General features: G+C 60.3%; 33 protein-coding genes. All 33 read left to right on the top strand.

Annotation, left to right across the window (positions count from 1 at the left end; all coding sequences use genetic code 11):
* The first annotated feature begins 11 nt into the window (after window positions 1-11).
* The 33 genes from SNL23_RS28600 (at window position 12) to recA (ending at window position 23422) form a co-directional block, all read left to right on the top strand.
* Window positions 12-344 carry a phage baseplate protein gene (locus tag SNL23_RS28600; protein ID WP_010170122.1) on the top strand — a complete coding sequence of 111 codons (333 nt, stop codon included), beginning with the start codon at window positions 12-14 and terminating at the stop codon, window positions 342-344.
* Window positions 341-1336, top strand: coding sequence for a baseplate J/gp47 family protein (locus SNL23_RS28595; protein WP_017480139.1), 996 nt, complete (start codon window positions 341-343; stop codon window positions 1334-1336). The genes SNL23_RS28600 and SNL23_RS28595 overlap by 4 nt, the downstream gene beginning before the upstream one ends.
* Window positions 1333-2061, top strand: coding sequence for a phage tail protein I (locus SNL23_RS28590; RefSeq protein ID WP_076015406.1), 729 nt, complete (start codon window positions 1333-1335; stop codon window positions 2059-2061). The genes SNL23_RS28595 and SNL23_RS28590 overlap by 4 nt, the downstream gene beginning before the upstream one ends.
* A complete protein-coding gene (locus SNL23_RS28585; RefSeq protein ID WP_076015405.1) occupies window positions 2058-2588 on the top strand; it encodes a phage tail protein in 531 nt (176 codons plus the stop codon). The genes SNL23_RS28590 and SNL23_RS28585 overlap by 4 nt, the downstream gene beginning before the upstream one ends.
* A 47-nt stretch (window positions 2589-2635) precedes the next feature.
* Window positions 2636-3421, top strand: a complete 786-nt coding sequence (locus SNL23_RS28580) for a phage tail protein (protein ID WP_318304396.1) — start codon at window positions 2636-2638, stop codon at window positions 3419-3421.
* Complete coding sequence (locus SNL23_RS28575) at window positions 3422-3724, top strand: hypothetical protein (protein WP_318304394.1); 303 nt, start codon at window positions 3422-3424, stop codon at window positions 3722-3724. It begins immediately after the preceding gene.
* 86 nt (window positions 3725-3810) lie between these two features.
* Complete coding sequence (locus tag SNL23_RS28570) at window positions 3811-3984, top strand: hypothetical protein (RefSeq protein WP_318304393.1); 174 nt, start codon at window positions 3811-3813, stop codon at window positions 3982-3984.
* A gap of 2 nt (window positions 3985-3986) precedes the next feature.
* A complete protein-coding gene (locus SNL23_RS28565; RefSeq protein ID WP_318304392.1) occupies window positions 3987-5153 on the top strand; it encodes a phage tail protein in 1167 nt (388 codons plus the stop codon).
* A complete protein-coding gene (locus SNL23_RS28560; RefSeq protein ID WP_017480145.1) occupies window positions 5153-5659 on the top strand; it encodes a phage major tail tube protein in 507 nt (168 codons plus the stop codon). The genes SNL23_RS28565 and SNL23_RS28560 overlap by 1 nt, the downstream gene beginning before the upstream one ends.
* A gap of 51 nt (window positions 5660-5710) precedes the next feature.
* Window positions 5711-6292 (top strand): phage tail assembly protein, encoded by a 582-nt coding sequence (locus tag SNL23_RS28555; RefSeq protein ID WP_076015402.1) that lies wholly within the window; start codon window positions 5711-5713, stop codon window positions 6290-6292.
* A 128-nt stretch (window positions 6293-6420) separates the two neighbouring features.
* Complete coding sequence (locus SNL23_RS28550) at window positions 6421-7848, top strand: tail tape measure protein (RefSeq protein ID WP_076015401.1); 1428 nt, start codon at window positions 6421-6423, stop codon at window positions 7846-7848.
* Window positions 7848-8231, top strand: coding sequence for a phage tail protein (locus SNL23_RS28545; RefSeq protein ID WP_017480149.1), 384 nt, complete (start codon window positions 7848-7850; stop codon window positions 8229-8231). Before SNL23_RS28550 ends, SNL23_RS28545 begins: the two co-directional genes overlap by 1 nt.
* Entirely contained in the window at window positions 8224-8436 is a 213-nt protein-coding gene (locus SNL23_RS28540) for a tail protein X (RefSeq protein ID WP_017480150.1), read from the top strand. Before SNL23_RS28545 ends, SNL23_RS28540 begins: the two co-directional genes overlap by 8 nt.
* 9 nt (window positions 8437-8445) lie before the next feature.
* A complete protein-coding gene (locus SNL23_RS28535; RefSeq protein ID WP_076015399.1) occupies window positions 8446-9456 on the top strand; it encodes a contractile injection system protein, VgrG/Pvc8 family in 1011 nt (336 codons plus the stop codon).
* A 59-nt stretch (window positions 9457-9515) separates the two neighbouring features.
* Window positions 9516-10100, top strand: a complete 585-nt coding sequence (locus tag SNL23_RS28530; protein WP_318304389.1) for a phage tail terminator protein — start codon at window positions 9516-9518, stop codon at window positions 10098-10100.
* Window positions 10097-10279 (top strand): DUF2635 domain-containing protein, encoded by a 183-nt coding sequence (locus tag SNL23_RS28525; protein WP_010170093.1) that lies wholly within the window; start codon window positions 10097-10099, stop codon window positions 10277-10279. Before SNL23_RS28530 ends, SNL23_RS28525 begins: the two co-directional genes overlap by 4 nt.
* Window positions 10279-11775 carry a phage tail sheath subtilisin-like domain-containing protein gene (locus SNL23_RS28520; protein ID WP_318304388.1) on the top strand — a complete coding sequence of 499 codons (1497 nt, stop codon included), beginning with the start codon at window positions 10279-10281 and terminating at the stop codon, window positions 11773-11775. The genes SNL23_RS28525 and SNL23_RS28520 overlap by 1 nt, the downstream gene beginning before the upstream one ends.
* 63 nt (window positions 11776-11838) lie before the next feature.
* Window positions 11839-12186 (top strand): phage tail tube protein, encoded by a 348-nt coding sequence (locus SNL23_RS28515; protein WP_010170089.1) that lies wholly within the window; start codon window positions 11839-11841, stop codon window positions 12184-12186.
* Complete coding sequence (locus SNL23_RS28510; protein ID WP_017480155.1) at window positions 12183-12479, top strand: phage tail assembly protein; 297 nt, start codon at window positions 12183-12185, stop codon at window positions 12477-12479. The genes SNL23_RS28515 and SNL23_RS28510 overlap by 4 nt, the downstream gene beginning before the upstream one ends.
* Window positions 12480-12484: 5 nt before the next feature.
* Window positions 12485-12610 (top strand): hypothetical protein, encoded by a 126-nt coding sequence (locus SNL23_RS28505; protein WP_010170085.1) that lies wholly within the window; start codon window positions 12485-12487, stop codon window positions 12608-12610.
* Window positions 12610-14226: a hypothetical protein gene (locus SNL23_RS28500; protein WP_318304386.1), complete on the top strand. Its 1617-nt coding sequence runs from the start codon at window positions 12610-12612 to the stop codon at window positions 14224-14226. The genes SNL23_RS28505 and SNL23_RS28500 overlap by 1 nt, the downstream gene beginning before the upstream one ends.
* A complete protein-coding gene (locus SNL23_RS28495) occupies window positions 14213-15451 on the top strand; it encodes a DNA circularization protein (protein ID WP_076015395.1) in 1239 nt (412 codons plus the stop codon). Before SNL23_RS28500 ends, SNL23_RS28495 begins: the two co-directional genes overlap by 14 nt.
* A gap of 3 nt (window positions 15452-15454) precedes the next feature.
* On the top strand, window positions 15455-16492 hold the full coding sequence (locus SNL23_RS28490; protein WP_076015394.1) for a phage baseplate assembly protein: 1038 nt from the start codon (window positions 15455-15457) through the stop codon (window positions 16490-16492).
* A 16-nt stretch (window positions 16493-16508) separates the two neighbouring features.
* A complete protein-coding gene (locus SNL23_RS28485; protein WP_318304385.1) occupies window positions 16509-17018 on the top strand; it encodes a phage baseplate assembly protein V in 510 nt (169 codons plus the stop codon).
* Entirely contained in the window at window positions 17018-17416 is a 399-nt protein-coding gene (locus SNL23_RS28480; protein ID WP_093205561.1) for a phage GP46 family protein, read from the top strand. The genes SNL23_RS28485 and SNL23_RS28480 overlap by 1 nt, the downstream gene beginning before the upstream one ends.
* Window positions 17406-18446, top strand: coding sequence for a baseplate J/gp47 family protein (locus SNL23_RS28475; protein ID WP_318304384.1), 1041 nt, complete (start codon window positions 17406-17408; stop codon window positions 18444-18446). The genes SNL23_RS28480 and SNL23_RS28475 overlap by 11 nt, the downstream gene beginning before the upstream one ends.
* Window positions 18434-19033: a YmfQ family protein gene (locus SNL23_RS28470; RefSeq protein WP_318304382.1), complete on the top strand. Its 600-nt coding sequence runs from the start codon at window positions 18434-18436 to the stop codon at window positions 19031-19033. The genes SNL23_RS28475 and SNL23_RS28470 overlap by 13 nt, the downstream gene beginning before the upstream one ends.
* Before the next feature lie 11 nt (window positions 19034-19044).
* A complete protein-coding gene (locus tag SNL23_RS28465) occupies window positions 19045-20259 on the top strand; it encodes a carbohydrate-binding protein CenC (protein ID WP_318304381.1) in 1215 nt (404 codons plus the stop codon).
* 8 nt (window positions 20260-20267) lie between these two features.
* Window positions 20268-20645, top strand: a complete 378-nt coding sequence (locus SNL23_RS28460; RefSeq protein WP_318304380.1) for a phage tail assembly chaperone — start codon at window positions 20268-20270, stop codon at window positions 20643-20645.
* Window positions 20646-20662: 17 nt separating this feature from the next.
* Window positions 20663-21214, top strand: a complete 552-nt coding sequence (locus SNL23_RS28455; protein ID WP_318304378.1) for a glycoside hydrolase family 19 protein — start codon at window positions 20663-20665, stop codon at window positions 21212-21214.
* On the top strand, window positions 21202-21714 hold the full coding sequence (locus SNL23_RS28450; protein ID WP_318304377.1) for a lysis system i-spanin subunit Rz: 513 nt from the start codon (window positions 21202-21204) through the stop codon (window positions 21712-21714). The genes SNL23_RS28455 and SNL23_RS28450 overlap by 13 nt, the downstream gene beginning before the upstream one ends.
* A gap of 71 nt (window positions 21715-21785) precedes the next feature.
* Entirely contained in the window at window positions 21786-22286 is a 501-nt protein-coding gene (locus SNL23_RS28445; protein WP_167663478.1) for a CinA family protein, read from the top strand.
* Window positions 22287-22369: 83 nt separating this feature from the next.
* Entirely contained in the window at window positions 22370-23422 is a 1053-nt protein-coding gene (gene recA / locus SNL23_RS28440; RefSeq protein WP_076015387.1) for a recombinase RecA, read from the top strand.
* The last annotated feature ends 2 nt before the right edge of the window (window positions 23423-23424 follow it).

The raw sequence follows: 23424 nt of genomic DNA, 5'->3' as shown, positions 1-23424 counted from the left end.
AAGGACATCCCATGATCGGAATCGATCGGAACACCGGGGCGGCCGTCGATGACTGGCTGCAATTCGTCCAGCGCGCCACCCGAGCGCTGACCACTCCCTTGGGCACTCGCCAGAAGCGCCCGCTGTACGGCTCGATGATCCCGCAACTGCTCGGGCAAAACCTCGGCGATGACCTGCTGATTCTCGCCCAGAGCCATGCCGCCCAGGCGTTCTACAACCCACAGAACGGCATCGCCGATTTCGAGCCGCAAGTCATCGTCGCCAACCGTCAGGGCGCCGGCCTGTTGCTGCGCTTCGCCGGCACCTGGAAAAACCGCAAACAAACCTTCGAGGTGGTGACATGAGCATGCTGATACCCGGCCAGAATCAGTTGGCTGAGCCAGCGATCATTGCCGTCGATGAGTTCGAGCCGCTGTTGGCGGAGTTCAAGGCGTTTGTCGTTGATTACGTTGCGACTCGTGCGCCGGAAAACGCCGCCAAGCTCAAGGTGAGCCTGGAGAACGAAAGCGAGCTGCTGACGTTGGCGCTGGAAGCGTTTTGCGTTCGGTTGCAAACCCACGAGCGCAAATACAACGCCCGCATCAAGCAGATGCTGGCGTGGTGGGCCACCGGCAGCAACCTCGATGCACGCCTGGCGGACATGGGCCTGGAGCGCCAGGTGCTTGATCCCGGTGATCCAGCGGCTTTCCCGCCAGTGCCGCCGACGTTGGAGAGCGACGACGACGCCCGGTTGCGTTATTACCTGGCGCCACACGCTCCCGCGGCAGGCTCGCGGATGCAGTATCGCCGGGAGGTTTTCACCCTCGGTGAGCGTCCATCGGTGAAAGTGCAAAGTGCTACGCCGGGTGTGGTGACGGTCACTTATACCTTCGACCCCGACGGCTACGCGGCGCGGGTCAAGGATGGCAACGGCCGTCGCACCGCGCCTGGCGAAGTGATGGTCACCGTCCTGTCCCGAGACGGGGATGGCACACCTTCTGCGGACCTACTCGACGGTGTGCGCCGGCATTTCGCCCGGCCTGATGTGCGACCGGAAACGGATCTCGTCTCGGTGCAGGGCGCACAAATCCTGCGTTACAAAATCCGCGTGGTGGCAAAGATCAACGCCGGCCCGGACTCCGGGCTCACTCAAGTCGCCGCCCAGAAACTGCTGCAAGACTACGCAGAGTCTTGCCATCGCCTGGAAGGGCGGGTGGACCCAAGCTGGATCGACTACGCCATCCACTCGGCTGGCGCTGCGCAACTGCAAATCCTTGAGCCGCTGGAGCCGATCGTCACCACGGCGTTCCAGGCCCCGTATTGCACGGGTGTCGAGGTGGAGGTGCGCACCCTATGAACGAACCAAAAGGCAGCTTGCTGCCCGCCAACAGTTCGCCGTTGGAGAAGGCACTGGACCTGGGTTTTGGGCAGCTACTCGACCGGGTCACGCCGCCATTTCCCGCTTTGATGAACCCGCTGCAAACCCCGGTTGAATTCCTTCCCTACCTGGCCGCTGATCGCGGCGTCAGTGAATGGGATGCCGCTGCCAGCGAGTCGGAGAAGCGGCTCACCGTGGCCTTGTCCTGGCAGATCCAGCGTCAGGCCGGTACGCCCAAGGCGCTGAGCTACGCGGTTGAATCACTGGGTTTCACCCCGAACATCAGCGCCTGGTATCAACAGCGGCCAACAGGTCTGCCCTACACCTTTGATGTGCAGGCAATCATCGGTCGCAGTTGGTCCAGTGGTGATCACAACCGTTTGATCCGCCGCATCAACGCGGCCAAGAGCGAGCGGGATTTAGCCACCATCACCATCGTGCACGAGACCTCCCAGGGTTTGCGTGTTGCCGCAGCTGCTGATCCAGGGTTGAGCATCGGCGATGAGAGCCAGCCTGGGGCGTTGCCCGAGGTGAAGCTGTACGCGGCACTCGCTTGCAGCAGCGTGGCGCACACACCGCTCAGCGATGGCGAGTTAGAGCTGTGCGGCGTACTGCCTGAACTCGGGCTGGCGGCCCGGCTTAACAGTGCCGGGGTAGCCCGGCACTACACCATTAACGACTACGACCTCAGGGCGCAGCCATGACAGATGAAATTACACGCCTGGTGCGCTTCACCTCCAAGGGATTGGATGAAGTGCTGCAGGCAACGAACCAGGGCTTGAAAGGCGAAATTACCCACATCGGCGCCGGTACTGGCCGCTACAACCCCGACGGCACCGAAGTTGCCCTGCGTGACGAGCGCCAGCGGGTCGCCATTGTGGACTACGAGGACCTGGGCGACCGGCAACTCCGGATGGCCGCGCTGTTTGATGGCGAGGCTGAGTATGAAATTGGCGAGTTCGGTTTTTATCTCGCCAGTGGGACCTTATTGGCGGTGTATTCCGTTGCAGGAAAGTTGCTGACGTATAAAGCGGCGGCGGCTCGGGTGCTGCAGAAGTTCACGTTGGACATTTCGCCATTGCCGGCGGACAGCGTGACGATTGTGGTGGGGAGCGAGAATTTGAATGTATTGATGGCTGAAGAAATCGCGATCATGGCGGCGGCTTCGGTTGGCAATATGTCCCGCCACGTTGATCTGATGTTGCGGGTTATGCATCTCGAAGCGAAGTAGTTGCACTGACAAAAGTGCTGGAAAGACTAATTGACAGGGAGTTGATGATGGGAATTGAAACGACTATCACGAAAGTGGTTGATGCGTGTAATAAGCTGACGGAAACGGTGACTAACCAGATTGGAAAAATTAATACTCAAGTAGATGTAGCATCAAGCCAGTTCACTGCTTGGCGCAACAGTGTGCAGGCTAAGGATATCAACGGTCGTGCCCTTTACGCTCAGGATATTGACCTGACAGGGCTTCCGACTGACACGTTCTATCCGGTGTGGTGGACCATGCCCGGCAATGATAGCGGAGAGACCGAAGTTACCTTTTCACGCATTTACAGTCGCGATGCGGGATCTGCCCCGTTTGGCCAGGGCATTGTTCATATCGCTGGTCTGAACCTGCAAATGGAGGGCTGTGGGCACCTCTGGAGTGGGGATGGCAACTATCTAACAGTTAAGCGTATTTCGCAGACCTACCGTGAAACGGTCCGCGGTATTAGTTTTGGCATGACCTGCATTGCTCGGCATGTCTCTGGAGTCAGGCCGCTGTACTTAGGCTTGAAGGATGGGCAGGTTATCCAGTCTTCCATTCACTCCGGTCTATATCTTCGAGGGGGGCTGAGCTACACCGTTAACAAATCCTTTCCTGGAGAAGTTGGTTTCAGTCGTTTGGACGCTGAGGTACCTATGGGAGAAAGTACCCAGGGCGACTGGGAAATTCGGTGGTGCGTCCGGCCTTATCGCCTGACGGACGCCGATGCCGTATTGGGTACGACATTGCCTGAAAAACGGATGGCTTACGCTTACGACAACGATAAAATCTACGCGATGAAAGGGGCGTAAATGATGATTTCCATTAAGTCTGCTGTAACACCCAGCGGTGAGCTATTGATCAATATTCCGGCGGATATAGAGATTCTGAAAAGCCTAGGTTTTTCTGCAGAACAAGCAGCTGAACTGTGTGTTGAGGCCGCGAAAATCCTTCAACTGGAAAATTCCATAGCCGCGCGCCGTACGCTCTACGTGACCGAAGCCGATCCACTTTTCCTTGAATGGCAATACGACGAAACACCTGAGAAAGAAAAAGCATGGCGCGACAAGGTCGCCGAAATCAAGGCTCTTTACCCCCTACCTGACCGAGCTTGACTCCCACCGCGAAAGCGGTTTTTTTTCGCCCGCTCAAAGCCCCTCTCGCAGGGGCTTTGGCATTTTCCACCCGGAGAATTCCACTCATGTTCAACCGCCAAACCTACACCGTCCTCATCCCGTTCCCCACCGGCAATGGCCATTGGTCCACCGCCGGTCAGGAACTCGACCTGCTGGACGTCGAAGCATCCGCCCTGCGCACCGCCGGCCGCCTGGAACTCACCAGCGTCCTCAACTCCACCCCCAAGAAGGCTGACTAACCATGGCTGAGGTTTTGAACTTCGAGCACAACGGCATCACCGTGAATGCCACTGAATCCCCCGAGGCCATGGGTGGCCTTGGCGACAACGTCATCGGCCTGGTCGGCACCGCCCCCAATGCCCATGCGTCGATCCCGAAAAACGCCCCGTTCCGCATCAACAGCTTCACCACCCAGGCGCTGCTGGACCCTACCGGCGCTGAAACCGGCACGCTGTTCCACGCCGTGTACCAGATCCTCAAAGTGGTCAAGGTGCCGGTCTACGTAGTGATCGTCGACGAGGGCACCACCCCGGCCGACACCCTCAACAACGTGATCGGCGGTGAAGAGCCGGTCACCGGCCGCAAACTGGGCCTCGCCGCCCTGGCCAGCGTCCCTGAAGACCTGACCATCATCGGTGCTCCAGGCTTCACCGGCACCAAGGCCGTGGCCGGCGAATTCGCCTCCTTCGGCAAACGCATCAAGGCCCGTGTGGTGCTGGATGGCAAGGACGCAACCGTCGCCGACCAGGTGGCCTACAGCGGCGAGCTGGGCGGTGCCGACCTCGGTTTCGACCGTTGCCTGCTGGTGCACAACATGCCGTCGGTGTACTCCAAGGCTGCGAAGAAAAACGTGTTCCTGGCACCGTCGTCCCTGGCCATCGCTGCACTGGCCAAGGTCAAGCAGTGGGAAAGCCCGGGCAATCAGGTGACCTTCGCCGAAGACGTTTCCCGCGTGGTTGAGTACAACATCCTCGACACCTCCACCGAAGGCGACCTGCTCAACCGCTACGGCGTGAGCTACTACGCCCGCACCATCCTCGGCGGTTTCTCGCTGCTGGGTAACCGCTCCATTACCGGCAAGTTCATCAGCTACGTGGGCCTGGAAGATGCGATCAGCCGCAAGCTGGTCAAGGCCGGCCAGAAAGCCATGGCCAAGAACCTCACCAAGTCGTTCATGGATCAGGAGGTCAAGCGCATCAACGACTGGCTGCAAACCCTGGTAGCCGACGAAACCATCCCCGGCGGCAGCGTGTACCTGCACCCGGAATTGAACAGTGTCGAGAAGTACAAGAACGGCACCTGGTTCATCGTCATCGACTACGGCCGCTACGCGCCGAACGAACACATGATTTATCAACTCAACGCCCGCGATGAAATCATCGAGCAGTTCCTGGAGGACGTTCTCTAATGTTTACCAACCGAATCAGACAGGCCATGGCGGCCACCCTCCAAGGCCTGCCGTTGTCGGCGACGGTCACCTCGTTCGCACCGCCGAAGATTGAGTTCGATATGGAGCTCATGACCGGCGGGCGCTTCATCGCCGAAGAAATGGCCAAGGGCGCCAAAGCGCTCAACGCCACATTGGAGCTGCAAGGCGCAGGTCCGGAAATCATGCTTGCCCTGGGCGTGCGTCTGGGCGACGACATTTTGCTGAACGTGCGTGAAGCCGGCCAGGACCAGGATGGCAAGACTTACTTCACCTACCACACCATCGGCGGCAAGCTGAAAACGCTGACCGAGACAACGCTGAAGATGGGCGAAAAACCCGCCATCACCCTGGAGTTCTCCTGCCGCACCTACAACCGCCTGGAAAACGGCATTCCGGTAATCGACATCGACGTACGCACCCAGAAGTTCGTGCTCAACGGTGTCGACATTCTCGGTGATGCCCGCCGCGCGGTGCTGATGCCGTAAGCCCCCGGGAGCGGGTTTTCCCGCTCCCATACTTCATCAAGGAATTGATTCATGGCCTGGATGCCTCCGCTGCACGTCCTGCTGTCGCCGATCACCGCCGATACCGGCGCGACGATCGAGCAGGTTCAACTCAAGCCGCTGTTCTATGCCGCGCAAAAAGACGCGCTGGCCCGGGCCGGTGACGATGAGGACGACCAGTTTTTCGAACTGGCGAAACTCGCCACCGGCCTGTCGGAAAAAGAGCTCGACCAGCTCAAGCGGCCGGACTACGTGAGCATCGCGCAATACGTGCATGACATGTCGACCCGCCCGGCTTCGTTCTTCCTGGACGAGTCCCGCACGCCTGGTCACTCAACCATCACCGAACAGGTGAAGCTGCTGCTGCCGCTGAACGCAGCGGGCCGAACCCTGACCGATGTGACCCTGGAAATGCCCGCGCTGCGTGCCACCAAAGTGATGAAAAAACTCACCACGGCCAAGGAGCGCGCTGAGTTCATCACTGCCCATTGTTCGGGGCTGATGATCCCCGACTTGGCGGGCCTGACCGTGCCCGACTGGACCGAACTGCAGGGGCGAATCGACGATTTTTTAAATCAACCGGCGGCCTTCTTTCAGAGCGCGACATCGAAGTAATCCTCGATGTTGTGCCGCTGGTTTACTCGGTAAACGAAGCGGAAATCCTGGACTGGGACGCCGGAAAAGCATTGCGCCGCTACGACATCGCGATCACTCGCCTTGGCGTCAAACAGGAGTAGAGCGGGATGCAGATTAACTATGCGCTGGCATTTGCCGGGCAAACGTATGACCGAGGGCTTTCGGGGGACTTGTCACCGGCGGCCGAGGATTTGACCGGGCCTGCCTCCCTGGATGCGGTGCCTGCCGCACTGACGGATCTTAGCCTGGCGCTGGCCAGTGCCAGCCTCGAAATCAACGGCCTGACCCTGGAGCAGGTGCGGCTGCGCGAGGCCCTTGAATCGCTCAACAGCACGTTGTTCATTAACGGCAACTCGCTGGAGACCAAGACGGTCGATGTCGCCGCTGGTGCGCCGAAGAACGAGCAAAAGGACCCAGCAACAGCCTCCGATTCCTGGGTGGACAAGGGCCTCAAGGCCGGGGCCGATATCGGGAAGGATTTGGGTTCGAGCCTGTTGGATACGGTCAAGACCCGAGTGATCGGCAATCTGGTCGATGTGACGTTCGGCAAGATTCCCGGAGTAGGGAAACTGTTCAAGGACGGGGGGCTTGATAAAGACAAGGACAAGGGTGGCGACAAGCAATGTTGCCTTGGCACCACCGGCCCACTTGAAACGGCGGCCGCACAGTTACCCGAAAGCGTTGGAGAGACGGTCCGCAAGAAAGACAAAGCTCACACCCCCGGGAATTTGAAGAAGCGGCGCGTCAAGCTTCCCAAGCCTGGCCAAACGATTCCGCGTGAATCGAAGGCAACCGTCGATGGCAAAGCCGCGGATCTCAAACCTCTTCATCTTCCCGCCTCGGCAAATGCCGCGCCCCAGCTCAATGCGATGGGCCAGCCGCTTGTTCCGTTCTCTGCCAAACAGGCCGCCCAGGCGTCGACCAACCTACCTGGTAATTCGTTTGCCTCCTACGCGGCGCCGTCGGCAAACCGCCGTGTGGCGCGCGGTGCAGGCAAAGGCCTGGCCGCGAGTTTATCGGGAGCGTTTGCCAGACTGGAATCGGTAGGCACCCGCCGCCTCGGCCCGTTGAAGTACGTCGACACCGCCATGGATGTGGTGCAGGGCGTGCGCAATGGCGACGCAAAAGCGGTCGCCTCCGGCCTCAGCACCGCGGGCGGCGCCTGGGCGGGAGCCTCCGCCGGCGCCGCTATCGGCACCCTGATTTTTCCCGGTGTCGGCACTGCTGTCGGCGGCGCCATCGGTGGTTTGTTGGGCAGCGAGGCGGGAACCTGGCTCGGTGACAAGTTGTTCGGCCCAAGTGACCGTCTGCCATCACCCAACACGGTAAGCAAGGAACTCAGTAGCGCCAGCACCGACAACCTGCAGATCACCATCGCGCCAAGCATTCAGATCAGCGGTGTAAGTCTTGCCGATGCCCAACCCATCATCGATGGCGTGATTCAGGCGCTGCAATACCAAACCTTACCGATACTGACCGACGCCTTGAGCGTGCGGCGTAACGCATCGCTGACTGATTTAAGGGGATATGCCTGATGCGACAGCAAATGGTACTGGGGGATTTTATTTTCGGGTTGTCGCGCGGGTTTGCCTATTCCGGTCTCAACCGCCTCACGGACGGTGGCTGGGCAAATCTGGAGATTATTGCCAGCAAGCCGCAGTCGCGGCAGAAGGGGCAAAACCTGGAAAAGCTTACGTTCACAGGTAAAGCCGCGTACGCCGTGGGCATGCAACGACTGGACGAACTGCGTGCCCTGCAGAACGGTCGGGCGCCGCTGCCATTGGTGGACGGTATCGGTCGTAACTGGGGACTGTGGCGCATCACTTCGGTCACGGAAGATCAGTCCTGTGTGATCGATGACGGCACCGCTCTGGTGATCGGCTGGACACTGGTGCTGGAGGAGTTCGTCAATGCGTAGAGTGCGAAGTATTGCCGGTGACTCGGTCAACCTGCTGCTCTACCGCGAGCTTGGCCGCTGCGATGACAAGGCTGAAGAAAACCTCTGGCGCTTGAACCCCGATCTTGCCGAGCAAGGTCCGGTCTTGCCGGCGGGTGTTTGGGTAATCGTGCCCGAAGTGGAGTCGCGACCGGCAGCGGTGCGTCCGGTGTCGGCCTGGGATTAAGGAGGTTTCATGGCAATGGGATTTACCCCGATCGTCGAGTTCTACGGCGCCAACGCGGCCCTGCTCAACGAGCGAATCATGCAGTGGAGCCATACGGATACCACAGGTATTGAATCTGACCAATTGGAACTCACCCTCAACATCGAAGGCCTGGAAGGCTTGCCGAGCCTGAGCGGGAAGATCGGTTTTCGGGCGGGCTACCTGGAGACGGGGCTGGTGGAAAAGGGCGAGTTTGTGGTTACCCATCTAACGCCGTTCCTGTTTCCCATGCGTCTGGTGGTGGGAGCCACCGCAGCTCCGTTCAGTGTGCAGGATCAAACCGGCTATCGGCAGCGTCGTTCCGCCAGTTACGGGCCGACTACCCTGGGGACGCTGTTCCGCCAACTGGTGACCCGCCACGGCTTTTCACCCCGTGTTGCGCCGAGCCTGGAGGGTATTTTCATTCCCCATATCGATCAGTCCAATGAAAGCGACATGGCCTTTATCACCCGGCTTGCCGGGAAGTACGGTGGGGTCAGCAAGCCCTTCAACGAGCTGTATGTACTGGCTGACAGCGGGCAGGTCAAAACGCTTTCTGGCCAGATGCTGCCAGAGGTAAAACTCTCCGTGACCCAGAACAACCGCCCCGGGGAGCAGGCATTTATCAGCGCCAAGTTTGAGGAAAAAGCCCGCGCTAAATACGCAGGTTGCCAAACCAGTTGGTGGGATGCCGCGGCAGGCAAGCTGCGGGTGGTTCAGGTTGGGATTGCCCCGTTTACCGTCCTGCGCCAGCGCTATCAGAGCGAAAATGAAGCCCGGGTGGTGGCGCAGCGCGAGTTGGGCCGGGCCAGCCTTAAAGGACGAACGCTAACCATTGATTGCCCAGGTAACCCGTTGCTGGCGGCCGAAGGTCTTTTGCTGCTAGACGAAACCTGGCCGGCGTACATGCAAGGGCGATGGTCGATCAAAACGGTGACGCATACCGGGGTGCCGAAGGCGGGCTATCGCAGTTCGATTGTCGCTAGTGGCTTGACGGTCTAGCCGCGCCCCCTTTAACCAAGCCCGCTCCCGAGCGGGTTTTTTATTGCCCGGTGACCCCCATGAAGATCACCCCGTTACTGACTCACCTGCGTGATCACTGCCCCGGTTTCAACCAACAGGTGCACGCTGGCCTCGATCTCGATGCCCTGCAAACCCTGCCCGGTGCACCCGCTGCGGTCGTTACGCCGATCACTGACGCAGCCACCGCGAACAGTTCGCAAAACACCACCCGGCAAACTATCCGCGAGCATTTTGGCGTGGTGCTGGTACTCGACCTGGTGGACGGCCAACAAGCGCTAGCCATGGACCAACTCCACGCCCTGCGCGCCGAAATCTGGCGCGCCCTGGTGGGATTCAAGCCCGAGCGCTTCTACGAGCCCATTCAGTACGAAGGCGGCGACTGGCTGCTGCTGACGAAGAACCGCGGGCTCTACCGGCTGCGATTTTTCGCCGAGTTCCAACTGGGACGCAACCTCAGCACACAGCCAGCGGAAACCTGGCTCGAGCTTGAGCTGGACGCTGTGCCGTCCTTCAACGGGGTGACGGTGCGGGTCGATGCCATCGACCCGGCCGACCCCAATCTGCAACGCCCAGGCCCCGACGGGCGCCTGGAAATGACGTTTTCTGCCGAGGTAAAACCATGAGCAAACGCATCACCGTACTGCCGGTTTCCGGCCGTGCCGTACCTGACCCGGAGGCGGGCGATCTGTTGCCGGCCGAAGGCCGCGAAGTCCCGGACAACGCCTGGTGGCGTCGACGTCTGGCCGATGGCGACATCACAACCAAAGCCGTCAAGGCGGCAAAACCACAGGGAGCCAAATAATGGCGATTGGATTCAGTCATATTCCGGCGGACATTCGTGTGCCGCTGTTCTACGCCGAGATGGACAATTCGGCAGCCAATAGTGCGTCGTCGGCCCTGCGTCGGCTGATCGTGGCCCAGGTCAACGACAACGTCACCAGCCCGGAAGTCGGCAGCCTGGTGCTGGTATCGAGCGCGGCCATGGCCAAGCGTATCGGTGGCCAGGGTTCGATGCTGGCATCGATGTACGAGACGTTCCGCAAGAGTGACCCGGTGGGCGAGATCTGGTGCCTGCCGCTGCACAGTACCGAAGGCAGCGCGGCCAAGGCCGATCTCAAGCTGACCGGCGCCGCGACCCAAGGTGGCATTCTCAACCTGTACGTCGGCGGCACCCGCGTTCAAGCGACCGTGATCAATGGCGCGACCGCTGCCGTTGCCGCCACCGCCCTGGCGCTGAAAATCAACGCCAGTGTCGACCTGCCGGTCAGTGCGGTAGCCGCCGATGGCACTGTCACCCTGACCGCCAAATGGACCGGTGACAGTGGCAACGACATCAGCCTGCAACTCAACCGCCTGGGCCAGAGCAACGGTGAACAAATCCCCGACGGCCTGACCGCTGTGCTCGGCAAAATGGCGGCGGGTGCCGGTGTACCGGACCAACTCGCGGCGCTGGCTGCGCTGGGCGATGAGCCGTTCGAGTTCATCTGCATGCCCTGGGCCGACACTACCAGCCTCAACGCCTGGCAAGCGGTGATGGATGACAACAGCGGACGCTGGTCCTGGGCCAAGCAACTGTTCGGTCACGTCTACACCGCCAAGCGCGGCACCATCGGCACCCTGGTGGCTGCCGGGCAAGGGCGTAACGACCAGCACGTGACCATCCAGGCCATGGAGCCGGGCGTACCGCAACCGTTCTGGGTCCAGGCAGCAGCCTTGGCTGCACGCACGGCAGTATTTATCTCCGCCGATGCCAGCCGTCCGACCCAAAGCGGCAGCCTGCCAGGCCTCGACCCGGCCGACGCCAGCGAGCGCTTCACCCTGACCGAGCGCCAATCGCTGCTCAACTACGGCATCGCCACCGCTTACTACGAAGGCGGTTACGTGCGCATTCAGCGGGCGATCACCACCTACCAGAAGAACGCTTTCGGCCAGGCGGATAACTCCTACCTGGACAGCGAAACCCTGCACCAGTCGGCCTTTATCGTGCGCCGTCTGCAAAGCGTGATCACCAGCAAGTACGGGCGCCACAAGCTCGCTGCTGACGGTACGCGTTTTGGCGCCGGCCAGCCGATCGTCACCCCGAGCACTATTCGCGGTGAGCTGATCGCCCAGTACGCCAAGCTGGAACTGGAAGGCCATGTGGAGAACGCCGAGCTGTTCGCCGAGCACCTGATCGTCGAGCGCGATAGCCAGGACCCGAGCCGGGTCAACGTGCTATTCCCGCCGGATTACGTCAACGGGCTGCGGGTGTTTGCGCTGCTCAACCAGTTCCGTTTGCAGTACGACGCGGCGGTGTAACCCCGCGCTTTTCGCAACTGATTCCAGCCCGCCGAGTGCGGGCTTATTTTTGGGAGAAACATCATGGGTCAACTGATTGCGGGCACCTGCTACGTCAAAGTGGACGGCGCTCAACTGACCATCAACGGCGGCTGCGAAGCACCGTTGATGGCCGTCAAGCGGGAAACCGTGGTGCCGGGTTTCTACAAGGAAACCGACATCACTCCATCGTTCAAAGTTACCGCACTGCACACGCCGGACTTTCCATTGAAGCAGCTGATCGCCGGCACCGACATGACCGTCACCTGCGAATTCAACAACGGCAAGGTCTACGTGCTGGCCGGTGCCTACCTGGTGGAAGAGCCAGTGGCCAAGGGCGACGACGCCGTGATCGAGCTGAAATTCGAAGGCATCAAGGGGACCTGGCAATGACCGATACGGTGAAGCTGCAAGTGGCCATCGAGGCCCACGGCGAGCCACTGACCGAACTCACCCTGCGCCGCCCGACGGTGCAGGAGGTGCGGGCGATCAAGGCACTGCCGTACAAGATCGACAAGGGCGAAGACGTGAGTCTCGACCTCGACGTTGCCGCCAAGTACATCGCGGTGTGCGCGGGCATTCCGCCGTCGTCGGTCAACCAGCTCGACCTGGTGGACTTCAACGCGCTGAGCTGGGCCGTCGCCGGTTTTTTCATGAGTGCGGCGCAGGCTCCGTCGCCGAGCTGATTGCGGTGGCCTACGACCTGGCCTGGTTCTGGAAGGTTGACCCCGAACAGATGCTGGCCAGGCCTTTGGATACGCTCCGGGAATCCCTGGAGCATGCGCAACGGATCAATGCGATGCAGCAGGTGCAGTGATGGCAGAAGCTCAGAAAGTAGAAAGTACCGCCGTGCGCCTGACCGGGATCGACCAGCTGTCGCCCAAGCTCGCCGCGCTGCAGGCCACGGTCGGACGCTTCAGGCAGAACCTGGAACACACCGGCCTCGGCAAGTTGGATATTTCCGGTTTGGTGAAGGGTGGTGGGCTGGCAGCACCGTTTGTCAGCGGTGTCAAATCGGCGTTGGCATTCAAGGGGCAGGTTGGCGAGGTCAATGCTGCTGTGGGTCAAGGGGTTGCTGAATCGGCAGCGCAAGGGCTGGAGAATTTCAACGCCTCGTTGGACAAGGTATCAGTGGCTTTCGGTACGGCGCTGTTGCCAGCCGTCACGGCAGTGGTGGTCGGGCTGGAGCCGTTGCTGACCTCGGTGGCCCAAGTGCTTACCGAGAATCCGCAACTGGTGCAGGGCCTCGCAGCGGGTGCGGTGGCGTTTACCGCTATTCAAGCGGCTGTCACCGGCGTGTCCCAAGCGCTGGGGCTGATGCAACTGGTGCTCAGCGCCAACCCGATAGTGTTGGTGGCCGTGGGCATTGCCGTGGCGGCGGGATTGATCGTCGCCAACTGGAAGCCGATTTCGGCGTTTTTTGTCGGGCTGGGCGAGCGGGTGATGGCGGCGATTGGAACCCTGGGCGCTTTTTTTCAGACGGTCTTTGCGTTTCGTCCTCTGGAACAAGTGATGCGCCTGTGGGGGCCGATCACAGGTTTTTTTGCGGGGCTGTGGACGTCGCTTAAGGTGATGGCGCAGCCGCTGATCGGCTTTTTCACCACACTGTTTTCCTGGTCGCCAATCGGTTTGATCGTCAACAACTGGGCGCCTTTGAGCAGTTTTTTTGCGGCCTTCTGGGACTTGCTCAAGGCACTGAGTGTGCCGGTGGTCGAGTTCATGAAAAGCCTGTTCAGTTGGTCACCCCAAGGGCAAATCATTGCCAACTGGGGCGTGATCAGTGAGATGTTTGCGGCGATCTGGAGTGACTTCAAACTCACCGCGCTGGCGGCTTTTACCATCGTCAGCAGTTACTTCGATTGGTCGCCCCTGGACAAAATCTCTGCCGTCTGGGGCTCCGTCACCGGTGCGTTCGTCTCGATCTGGAGCGATATCAAGTTGCAGGCCCAGGACGCCTTTGTGGTGTTGAGTGGCCTGTTCGACGACTGGCATCCGATGGAGCAACTTGAAGCCATGTGGGCACCGGTGCTGAGTTGGTTCACAGCGCTGTCGGAGAAGCTTGCGGTGATCACCGCGCCGATTCGCAAGCTGTTCAACGGTGGGCTGGGTGAAGTGATCAACCAGGCGACCGGCAGTGTGCTGGAGTTGACCACCGAGCAACAGGAACGCAATGCCGAAAGCGCGCGTAACCCATCCTGGTTCCGCAAGGGGCCTGGCTTGGTATCACCGCTGGCGTCCAGCTCCAGTTCGCTGCTGCAACAAACCGCGGCCAACAACCGCACGCAGCTCAACGGCGACTTGCGGGTGAGCTTCGACAATGCACCAGCCGGCCTGCGGGTCGACCAGCCCAGAACCAACCAGCCCGGCCTGAGCGTCACCCCACGTGTCGGCTACCGTTCCCTGTCCCTTGGAGGCTCCAATGAGCTGGCGTGATCGTTTGTTGCCGGCGTCGTTTCGTGGCGTCGGGTTTTGGGTTGACCAGGCGAAAGTCCCGGTCGGCAAGAAGGGCCAGTTGCACGAATACCCTCAGCGCGACCTGCCTTTTTTTGAAGGGCTGGGCCAACAGTCCCGGGTGCATGAGCTGACGGCATTTGTAGTGGGCGAGGATTGCCTGGAGCAACGCGACAAGTTGCTCAAGGCCCTGGAGGAGGGCGCTGGCGAGCTGGTGCACCCTTGGCTTGGACGGTTGCAGGTCAAGGTCGGCGAATGTGAGATGACCCAGACTCGCCAGGACGGCGGGCTGGTGACATTTGCCCTGAAGTTCTATCCCGACGAACCCTTGAAGTTTCCCACTGCGGCGGTCAATACCCGCCAGCTGTTGCTGGTGTCAGCCGACAGTTTGCTGGGGTCGGCGGTGCTGCGTTTTGAGCAGGCCGTCGCACTGGTGAAACAGGCACGGGTGGGTATCCAGGCGCTGCGCAATGGGCTGGCTGAGGTTTACCAGGTGATTGAGCAGCAGTTTGCCCCGCTGATTCAGTTGTATGGCGACCTGAACGCCTTGGTCAAAGCCATCAAGGAAGTTCCCAAGGAATTGAGCGCCGAATTCAAGGGCTTGCTCGGCGATGTGAAGGACCTCAAGGCGTTCGCCCGCAGCGGCTATCGTGGCATGTTGGCCAACCTCTCGCAGCAGGTGGAAGCGGCTCGCACTATCGACGTGCCAAAGCTGACCACCGGCAAGGACAGCGTGGCCGCCGTGCAGGCCACTGCCAACCTGGTACAGGACGCGTTGTGGGTGAAGATCGCCCATTGGCTGGCGGACGTACCGGTGGCGACCAAGGCGGTGACCCTAAGCACCACGCCGTCCCTGGCGCAACAGGCGGCACAGCCGGTGCAGCGCCGTGAAGTACCGGTGGCTGATGATGTGCTGGTGCTGCGTGACCTTCTGAACGAAGCCATGTGGCAAGCCGCATTGAAGGCCGACGCCGGGCACTACGTTGCGCTGAATGACTTGCGCCAACAGATGTTCACGCATCTGACGGCGGTGGCTTCGTCCGGTGTGCGACTGGTCAACCTGACGCCAATGCGCAGCATGCCCGCCTTGCTGCTGGCGTATCAGCGCTTCGGCGACGCGACGCGAGTGGGCGAGGTGGTGCAGCGCAATCGGGTGGCCCATCCGGGCTTCCTGCCACCGGCGGATCTGCAAGTGGTCAGGGAGTAACCCATGAACGAGTTGGACAATGCCGTCACTCTGACCGTGGACGGCCTGGATTATGGCGGCTGGAAAAGCGTGGAAATCAGCGCCGACCTGGAGCGTCAATTTCGCACCTTCACCCTTGACATCACCTGGCAATGGCCCGGGCAAACCCTGGCAGTGCCGATCAAGCCTGGAGTCCGTTGCCAGGTGCGCATTGGTTGCGATCTGGTGCTCACCGGCTTTGTGTTCAAGGCGCCCATCAGTTACGACGGCCAGCAGATCAGCCTGAGTATTCAAGGCGGTTCAGTGACGCAGGACCTGGTGGACTGCGCAGCGATAAACCAGCCCGGCCAGTGGCGCGGGCAAAGTGTGCTGAGCATCGTCCGTGCGCTGACGGCCACCTATGGCGTCGAGGTGCACAGCGAGATTGCCGAGACCACACGTTTGCAGACCCACAGCATCGTGCCCGGGGAGACGGTATTCCAATCCATCGACCGCTTGCTGACGCTGTATCGGGTGTTCTCTACCGACGATGCGGACGGACGCCTGGTGCTGGCATTGCCCGGTAGTGCAGGGCGTGCGAATGACCGCCTGGAACTGGGTAAGAACATCCTTTCGGCTAACGCACCGATGGACTTCGGCACGGTGTTTTCCGAGTACCGCGTCATCGGCCAGCACAAGGGCGATGATCAAAAAAACGCAGCGGCGGTCAGTGAGGTTTCAGGGAATTCCCGGGATGAAAAAGCCGCGCGAAAACGCGTCACGGTGATCAGCGAGCCGACCCAGTTGACGCCCGAACTGGCCCAGCAACGTGCCGACTGGGAACGCGCTACCCGTACTGGGAAAGCCCTGACCACCACTTACACCGTGCAAGGCTGGCGGCAGTCCAACGGCGATTTGTGGCGCCACAACCTGTTGGTGCGGGTGATCGATCCGGTGCTGGAATTTGACCAGGACATGCTGATCTCCAAGATTACTTATTCGCTCTCCGACCAAGGTTCGATCACTACGCTACAGGTGGCGCCGCCGTCCACCTTTGATGCCAATCCGTTGCCATCCGCTTAACCATCAAGGAATTTCCATGAGCCTACTGACTCGCCTGCTGGCGCGCGGCACTGTCGTGCTCGCCAACTCGGCCACCAAGCTGCAATCGCTGCAAATGCGCCTGACCGCAGGCGAAGTGAACGACGACATGGAGCACTTCGAACCCTACGGTTTCACCAGCAACCCGCTGGCCGGTGCGGAAGGCATCGCCACGTTTCTGGGCGGCGACCGCTCCCACGCCATCGTGCTGGTGGTGGCTGACCGTCGCTATCGCTTGCAGTCTCTGGCACCGGGCGAAGTGGCGATCTACACCGACGAAGGCGACAAGGTTCACTTCAAGCGCGGGCGGGTGATCGATATCGAAACCGGCACCCTGAATATCCGCGCCAGCCAGGCGGTGAACATCGATACGCCGACCCTTACCCAGAGCGGCAAGATCATCTCCCAGGGCGATCAGATTGCCGGTGGCATCAGCCAGATCCGGCACGTGCATGTGGGCGTACAGCCCGGCAACGGCCAGTCCGGTGTGCCGGCGGGAGGCCAGTGATGTTTGTCTCCGACAACCTGAAAAATGCCCTGACCCGATCGGTGCTGATCAGCCTGTTCACCTGGCGCCGTGCCGCGCCCGACGATGCCGTGGACGATGGCGAGCGCTTCGGCTGGTGGGGCGACAGTTTCCCCAGCGTGGCCGACGACCGTATCGGCTCAAGGCTGTGGCTGCTGCGCCGGGTCAAGCTGACCCGCCAGACGCAACTGGACGCCGAATTCTATGCCCGCGAAGCCTTGCAATGGCTGATCGACGACGGGCATTGCAGCGCCATCGAAGTCCTCAGTGAACGCCTCGACGCCCAGCGGCTCAACCTGCGCACGCAGCTGACCCTGGCCGATGGCGAGCGCCTGGACATCAACCCTGATAACAGTTGGCAGGTGATCTATGCCGTTTGAAACCCCTTCGCTGCCGGTGCTGATCAAACGCACCCAAAGCGACCTGGCCAGCGATTCGCTGCGCCAGTCCGATGCCCAGGTCCTGGCGCGCACACTGAGTGGTGCGGCGTTCGGCCTGTACGGTTATCTCGATTGGATCGCTGAGCAGATCCTGCCGGATACCGCGGATGAATCCACCTTGGAGCGCATCGCCGCGTTGCGGTTGAACCAGGCGCGCAAGGCCGCAGTGGCCGCCAGTGGCAGCGTGAGTTTCACCGCGGCGGCGGGCGCGGTACTGGATGTGGATACGGTGCTGCAAAGCAGTGATGGGCGCAGCTTCAAAGTCACTGCTGCCGGCACGACCCATGCAGGCCTCAACACTGCCACCGTGCAGGCGATTGATGCCGGCACGCTGGGCAACGCTGATGCCGGGCTGAGCCTGATCGCGGTCCAGCCGCTGCAAGGTATTGGTTCGACCTTTACCGTGCTGGCGCCGGGGCTGACCGGCGGCGTGGCGCGAGAAACCCAGGAGTCGCTGCGGGCACGGGTGATTCGTTCCTACCGCGTTATTCCCCAGGGCGGTTCGGCACAGGATTACGAGACCTGGTCCCTCGAAGTGCCCGGCATTACCCGCGCATGGTGTCGCGGCAATTACCTGGGGCCGGGGACGGTGGGGGTGTTCGTGATGCGTGACGACGACCCGCAGCCGATCCCCAATGCCGCGCAACTGGCGCAGGTTCAAGCCCATATCGAGCCGCTGAGGCCAGTCACCGCTGATGTGTATGTGTTGGCGCCAGAGATGAAACCGGTGGCTTATCAACTGCGCCTGACACCCGACACCAGCGCCGTGCGCGCGGCTGTCGAGGCCCAACTGCGGGACCTGCACAACCGCGAGGCGGGGCTGGGCGACACCTTGTTGCTGACCCATATCGCCGAAGCCATCAGTACCGCGACCGGCGAGACCGATCACACGCTCACAAACCCGTTGGCGGACGTTGCAGCGGCGACCAATCAGTTGCTGGTGTTCGGAGGTATCACATGGCTGGAGTGAGAACCGCAGGCCAGTATCAAGAACAACTGATCGCCTTGTTGCCCAGCGGGCCGGCCTGGGATCTGGAAACCGTGCCGCAGTTGGAGACGGTCCTCAAAGGCATCGCCGAAGAACTCACGCGCATCGACGCCCGGGCCTGCGACCTGCAAAACGAAATGGACCCGGTGACCGTCAGCGAACTGGTGCCAGAGTGGGAAAGGGTGATGCAACTGCCCGATCCCTGCCTGGGCTTAAGCCCGCTGTACGACGACCGCCGCCTGGCGGTGCGTCGACGGCTGTTGGCGGTGGGCAGCCAGCGCGCCGCGTACTACATCGAAATCGCCCGCAGCCAGGGTTATCCCGACGCCAGTGTCACTGAACATCGCGCCCCGCGCATGGGCCGCTCACGGTTTGGCGCTGCGCATTTTGGCACCTGGCAGGCGCACTTCATGTGGTCCCTTAACACCGGCGGCCGCCAGCACCTGGGGCGGCGGTTTGGGGCGAGTTATTGGGGAGAGCGGTTTGGCGTCAATCCGGGCAATGCCCTGGAGTGCCTGATTCATCGCACCGCACCTGCTCATACGCAGGTGCACATCAATTATGACTAGAGGGTAGAAGCGTGGATTATCCAAAGAGTGTGCCCAGTGTTGGGCTGGTGAATGGCAAGTTTGTGGATGAAAACCCGGTGACCGGGACGCCAGGGAGTTTGATTCCGGCGGCTTGGGGGAATGGGGTTACGCAGGAGATTGTTAATGCAATTACCGCGGCCGGTTTAGTGCCGAACGAGTCTCAAAATAATCAGCTAATGTTGGCGATTAAAGAGTTGGCAAAGCTGGATCCGCAGCAAAATTTTCCGATTCAGGTTTATCGCAAGAATTTGGTCATCAATGGCGGGTTTGATATTTGGCAGAGAGGTGTGGTCAATGTTGGGCCCAGTGTAGGCGGGTTTCTTGCCGATCGATTTCGCTGTGATTGGGACGGTGCTGCCGGGGTAAACATCTCTCGGCAGAGCTTTGCACCTGGTCAGACTGATGTATCCAACGAACCGCGATTTTTCTTGCGCTGGCAGCAGGTGGTAGCCGGTTCGGGCGCAACCACTCATAAGATTTCGCAAAAAATTGAGTCGGTAAGAACGCTGGCTGGAAAAGTGGCGACGGTTTCGTTTTGGGTCCGTGGTGATGCGCCGCGTCGTGTGACTTTTTCGATTACGCAGTACTTTGGCAATGGTGGATCTGTCCCGGCCACTATGCTGGTTAACTCGTTTCAGGTGACGAATGGTTGGACGAGGTGCCAGGCGACGTTTCAGGTTCCGTCCATTGCAGGCAAGGCGTTGGGCGCTGGAGAGAGCGACTGCCTGCGGATTGAGTTGGATCTTGCGCTGAATTCACTGCAAACGATCGACTTGGCTCAAGTGCAGTTGGAAGAAGGACCTGTAGCAACTCTCTTTGAGCGAAGAACCAACGGTGAAGAGTTGAGCCTTTGTCAGCGCTACTACGAGAAGACCTTTAGTCAAGATGTTGTACCTGGTGACGCGGCCGCATCTACGGCGGGTTCGCTGATTTCAATTGTTATGCAAGGGCAGGTGGCTTCTTCGGGCCAACCGGCAACTCAGTGGTCTTTCAAGGTTGAGAAACGTGCGATTCCCAGCACAACGCTCTACCGCGCGCTTGGCACTGGAGCTCCCGGCCAATGGCGATCTGGCAGTGACCTGGTCTCATCCGGCAATGCGCGAACCTACACCGCATCAACCCGGTCCGTCTGGGTGGATAACTCGGATGTCGGTTTGGCCACGCAGTCCTATTACATCCACGCAGCGGCTGATGCCGAACTTTAGGAGGGTTTATGAGCTATCAGTTGACACATGATCCAGACACCGTTTTACGCTTGTTCGATAGAGCAACGGTTCCGCGTTCTCACCGTTTCTGGACCGAATATGAGCAATGGCTGGAGGAGGGCGGAATTCCCGTCCCACAGGACGGGCCAGACTCACAGAGTCTGGAGCGTGATTGGCGTAACTCTCAGATCGAGAGCATCAAGTGGCTACGTGAACGCCATCGAGATGAAGCCGATATGGCCGTAAGCACAACGCTGAGTGGCGCGCAGTTTTCTGAGTTGCTTGCCTATTTGCAGCAACTTCGAGATTGGCCTCAGGCTGTGGAGTTCCCGGAAATGGGCGAGCGTCCAAAGGCTCCAAGCTGGATTTCACAGCAGGTGGAGTAGTACCTGACGGAGTTTTTATGCAAATTTCGCAGCTTCAGGCAATCTTGCCTGGCGCCGGCCTTAGAGCCGGCGTTTTTATATCTGCTTTAAACGCTGCCATGGCCCACTACCAGATCACCACCCCCAAACGCATAGCCGCCTTCCTCGCCCAAATAGGCCACGAATCCGGCGAACTACGCTACGTGCGTGAACTGGGCAGCGATCAATACCTGAGCAAATACGACACCGGTACCCTGGCCGCCCGCCTGGGCAACACCCCCGAAGCCGATGGCGATGGCCAGAAATACCGTGGACGCGGCCTGATCCAGATCACCGGCCGACGCAACTACCTGGCATGCAGCCAGGCGTTGTTCGGCGATGAGCGTCTGTTGCAGCAACCGGAGTTGCTGGAGCAGCCGCAATGGGCGTGCGAGTCCGCCGCGTGGTTCTGGCAGAGCAATGGCTTGAACGAACTGGCCGACAAAGACCAGTTCACCACCATCACCCGACGTATCAATGGCGGCCTTAACGGTCTGGAGAACCGTCTGCAGTTGTGGGCCCGGGCGAAGGCGGTGTTATGGGTTTCCTGACGTCGTATCGCCTGCTTGGCTTTTTGCTGTTGTTGGCGGTTTCGGCTGGGGTTGCCTGGCAGGTACAGGCCTGGCGGTATGGCACACAACTTGAGCGCCAAGAGGCTCTGCATGCAGAAGCGCTCAGCCAGCAAAGCCAGTCTGCACAGCGTCAACAACAGTTGGAACAGGACAAACGGCTGGCACTGGAGCAACAACTCAGTGCCAGCGACCAACAACACACCCGGGAGCTTTCCGATGCACAGCGTGATCAGGCTCACTTGCGGGATCGCCTGGCCACTGCTGATGTGCGGTTGTCAGTCCTTCTCGACACCAGCGACCCAACCAACGGCTGCCCAATGCCAGCCACCGCCACCTCCGGCAGCGTGGTTCATGCAGCCCCGCGAGCCCGACTTGACCCGGCGCATGCTCAACGAATTATCGGCATCACCGACGACGGCGATAACGCGTTGATCGCCTTGCGTGCTTGCCAGGCGTATGTCCAGGCCGTCACGCGTTAGTCTCTTGTAACTTGCATGGCCCATGGGCTCCTGTAGGGTAGACAAACGCCCGCCCACCCCAGGAGACGACCGTGAAGGAAATTACTCAACTCGCCGCTGAACTTGGCAGACGCTTGCAGGTGCTCAATGCCCACGTCACCACTGCCGAGTCGTGCACGGGCGGCGGTATCGCCGAGGCCATCACGCGGATTCCCGGGAGTTCGGCCTGGTTTGAGGCAGGCTACGTCACGTATTCCAATCGCCAGAAGACTCGGCAACTGCATGTGCCGGAAGAATTGTTCCCCAAAGTGGGTGCCGTCAGTCGCGAAGTGGTGGAGGCGATGGTGCGGGGCGCCCAGGAGAAAAGCCTGTCCCGATTTGCCGTAGCGGTCAGCGGCGTCGCCGGGCCCGATGGCGGTTCTCCGGACAAGCCGGTGGGCACCGTATGGCTGGCCTGGGGGGTGGGCGATGAGATCACCGCCGAGCTCGAACACTTCCCCGGCAACCGCGACGAGGTCCGCCGACAAACGGTAAAGGCCGCGCTAGAGGGCTTGTTGCGACGAGCTGCAGCAGAAATAGAAAATCAGGGGTAGGCGATCACGGATCTTTGTGGAACAATACTGTCTACTTATACAGGTGTTGGCCGCCAGGCCTTATTGATTACGTGAGGACTTTAATGGACGACAACAAGAAGAAAGCCTTGGCTGCGGCCCTGGGTCAGATCGAACGTCAATTCGGCAAGGGTGCCGTAATGCGTATGGGCGATCACGACCGTCAGGCGATCCCGGCTATCTCCACTGGCTCTCTGGGTCTGGATATCGCGCTCGGCATTGGCGGCCTGCCAAAAGGCCGTATCGTTGAAATCTACGGTCCTGAATCTTCCGGTAAAACTACTCTGACCCTGTCGGTGATTGCCCAGGCACAAAAAATGGGCGCCACCTGTGCGTTCGTCGATGCCGAGCACGCCCTGGATCCAGAATACGCCGGCAAGCTGGGCGTCAACGTTGACGACCTGCTGGTTTCGCAACCGGACACCGGTGAGCAAGCGCTGGAAATCACCGACATGCTGGTGCGCTCCAATGCCATCGACGTGATCGTCATCGACTCCGTGGCAGCCTTGGTACCCAAAGCTGAAATCGAAGGTGAAATGGGCGACATGCACGTAGGCCTGCAAGCCCGTCTGATGTCTCAGGCCCTGCGTAAAATCACCGGTAACATCAAGAACGCCAACTGCCTGGTAATCTTCATCAACCAGATCCGTATGAAGATCGGTGTGATGTTCGGCAGCCCGGAAACCACCACCGGTGGTAACGCGCTGAAGTTCTACGCTTCGGTCCGTCTGGACATCCGTCGTACCGGCGCGGTGAAGGAAGGTGACGAGGTTGTTGGTAGCGAAACCCGCGTTAAAGTCGTGAAGAACAAGGTGGCTCCGCCGTTCCGTCAGGCTGAGTTCCAGATTCTCTACGGCAAGGGTATTTACCTGAACGGCGAGATGATCGACCTGGGCGTGCTGCACGGCTTCGTCGAGAAGTCCGGTGCCTGGTATGCCTACAACGGCAGCAAGATCGGTCAGGGCAAGGCCAACTCCGCCAAGTTCCTGCAGGACAACCCTGAGATTGCCACGGCGCTTGAAAAGCAGATCCGCGACAAGCTGCTGACCCCGACTGCCGACGTCAAATCGACGTCCACCCGGGAAACGGCTGACGACATGGCCGACGCTGACATCTGAGC

Origin of the sequence: Pseudomonas sp. SED1 (assembly GCF_034044025.1) — a bacterium.
Taxonomy (GTDB): Bacteria; Pseudomonadota; Gammaproteobacteria; order Pseudomonadales; family Pseudomonadaceae; genus Aquipseudomonas.
Note: the sequence above shows the minus strand (reverse complement) of the source record. Positions and strands in the feature narration are given on the sequence as shown.

What these genes read in the sequence shown, in the direction of transcription:
- SNL23_RS28565 (WP_318304392.1), top strand. Translation starts at nt 3,987, where the DNA reads ATGGCTGAGGTTTTGAACTTCGAGCACAACGGCATCACCGTGAATGCC.
- SNL23_RS28485 (WP_318304385.1), top strand. Translation starts at nt 16,509, where the DNA reads ATGAGCCTACTGACTCGCCTGCTGGCGCGCGGCACTGTCGTGCTCGCC.
- SNL23_RS28600 (WP_010170122.1), top strand. Translation starts at nt 12, where the DNA reads ATGATCGGAATCGATCGGAACACCGGGGCGGCCGTCGATGACTGGCTG.
- SNL23_RS28525 (WP_010170093.1), top strand. Translation starts at nt 10,097, where the DNA reads ATGAGCAAACGCATCACCGTACTGCCGGTTTCCGGCCGTGCCGTACCT.
- SNL23_RS28550 (WP_076015401.1), top strand. Translation starts at nt 6,421, where the DNA reads ATGCAGATTAACTATGCGCTGGCATTTGCCGGGCAAACGTATGACCGA.
- SNL23_RS28590 (WP_076015406.1), top strand. Translation starts at nt 1,333, where the DNA reads ATGAACGAACCAAAAGGCAGCTTGCTGCCCGCCAACAGTTCGCCGTTG.
- SNL23_RS28495 (WP_076015395.1), top strand. Translation starts at nt 14,213, where the DNA reads ATGAGCTGGCGTGATCGTTTGTTGCCGGCGTCGTTTCGTGGCGTCGGG.
- SNL23_RS28560 (WP_017480145.1), top strand. Translation starts at nt 5,153, where the DNA reads ATGTTTACCAACCGAATCAGACAGGCCATGGCGGCCACCCTCCAAGGC.
- SNL23_RS28455 (WP_318304378.1), top strand. Translation starts at nt 20,663, where the DNA reads ATGCAAATTTCGCAGCTTCAGGCAATCTTGCCTGGCGCCGGCCTTAGA.
- SNL23_RS28545 (WP_017480149.1), top strand. Translation starts at nt 7,848, where the DNA reads ATGCGACAGCAAATGGTACTGGGGGATTTTATTTTCGGGTTGTCGCGC.
- SNL23_RS28460 (WP_318304380.1), top strand. Translation starts at nt 20,268, where the DNA reads ATGAGCTATCAGTTGACACATGATCCAGACACCGTTTTACGCTTGTTC.
- SNL23_RS28585 (WP_076015405.1), top strand. Translation starts at nt 2,058, where the DNA reads ATGACAGATGAAATTACACGCCTGGTGCGCTTCACCTCCAAGGGATTG.
- SNL23_RS28500 (WP_318304386.1), top strand. Translation starts at nt 12,610, where the DNA reads ATGGCAGAAGCTCAGAAAGTAGAAAGTACCGCCGTGCGCCTGACCGGG.
- SNL23_RS28490 (WP_076015394.1), top strand. Translation starts at nt 15,455, where the DNA reads ATGAACGAGTTGGACAATGCCGTCACTCTGACCGTGGACGGCCTGGAT.
- SNL23_RS28510 (WP_017480155.1), top strand. Translation starts at nt 12,183, where the DNA reads ATGACCGATACGGTGAAGCTGCAAGTGGCCATCGAGGCCCACGGCGAG.
- SNL23_RS28570 (WP_318304393.1), top strand. Translation starts at nt 3,811, where the DNA reads ATGTTCAACCGCCAAACCTACACCGTCCTCATCCCGTTCCCCACCGGC.
- SNL23_RS28595 (WP_017480139.1), top strand. Translation starts at nt 341, where the DNA reads ATGAGCATGCTGATACCCGGCCAGAATCAGTTGGCTGAGCCAGCGATC.
- SNL23_RS28540 (WP_017480150.1), top strand. Translation starts at nt 8,224, where the DNA reads ATGCGTAGAGTGCGAAGTATTGCCGGTGACTCGGTCAACCTGCTGCTC.
- SNL23_RS28450 (WP_318304377.1), top strand. Translation starts at nt 21,202, where the DNA reads ATGGGTTTCCTGACGTCGTATCGCCTGCTTGGCTTTTTGCTGTTGTTG.
- SNL23_RS28470 (WP_318304382.1), top strand. Translation starts at nt 18,434, where the DNA reads ATGGCTGGAGTGAGAACCGCAGGCCAGTATCAAGAACAACTGATCGCC.
- SNL23_RS28530 (WP_318304389.1), top strand. Translation starts at nt 9,516, where the DNA reads ATGAAGATCACCCCGTTACTGACTCACCTGCGTGATCACTGCCCCGGT.
- SNL23_RS28475 (WP_318304384.1), top strand. Translation starts at nt 17,406, where the DNA reads ATGCCGTTTGAAACCCCTTCGCTGCCGGTGCTGATCAAACGCACCCAA.
- SNL23_RS28515 (WP_010170089.1), top strand. Translation starts at nt 11,839, where the DNA reads ATGGGTCAACTGATTGCGGGCACCTGCTACGTCAAAGTGGACGGCGCT.
- recA (WP_076015387.1), top strand. Translation starts at nt 22,370, where the DNA reads ATGGACGACAACAAGAAGAAAGCCTTGGCTGCGGCCCTGGGTCAGATC.
- SNL23_RS28520 (WP_318304388.1), top strand. Translation starts at nt 10,279, where the DNA reads ATGGCGATTGGATTCAGTCATATTCCGGCGGACATTCGTGTGCCGCTG.
- SNL23_RS28575 (WP_318304394.1), top strand. Translation starts at nt 3,422, where the DNA reads ATGATGATTTCCATTAAGTCTGCTGTAACACCCAGCGGTGAGCTATTG.
- SNL23_RS28580 (WP_318304396.1), top strand. Translation starts at nt 2,636, where the DNA reads ATGGGAATTGAAACGACTATCACGAAAGTGGTTGATGCGTGTAATAAG.
- SNL23_RS28480 (WP_093205561.1), top strand. Translation starts at nt 17,018, where the DNA reads ATGTTTGTCTCCGACAACCTGAAAAATGCCCTGACCCGATCGGTGCTG.
- SNL23_RS28535 (WP_076015399.1), top strand. Translation starts at nt 8,446, where the DNA reads ATGGCAATGGGATTTACCCCGATCGTCGAGTTCTACGGCGCCAACGCG.
- SNL23_RS28555 (WP_076015402.1), top strand. Translation starts at nt 5,711, where the DNA reads ATGGCCTGGATGCCTCCGCTGCACGTCCTGCTGTCGCCGATCACCGCC.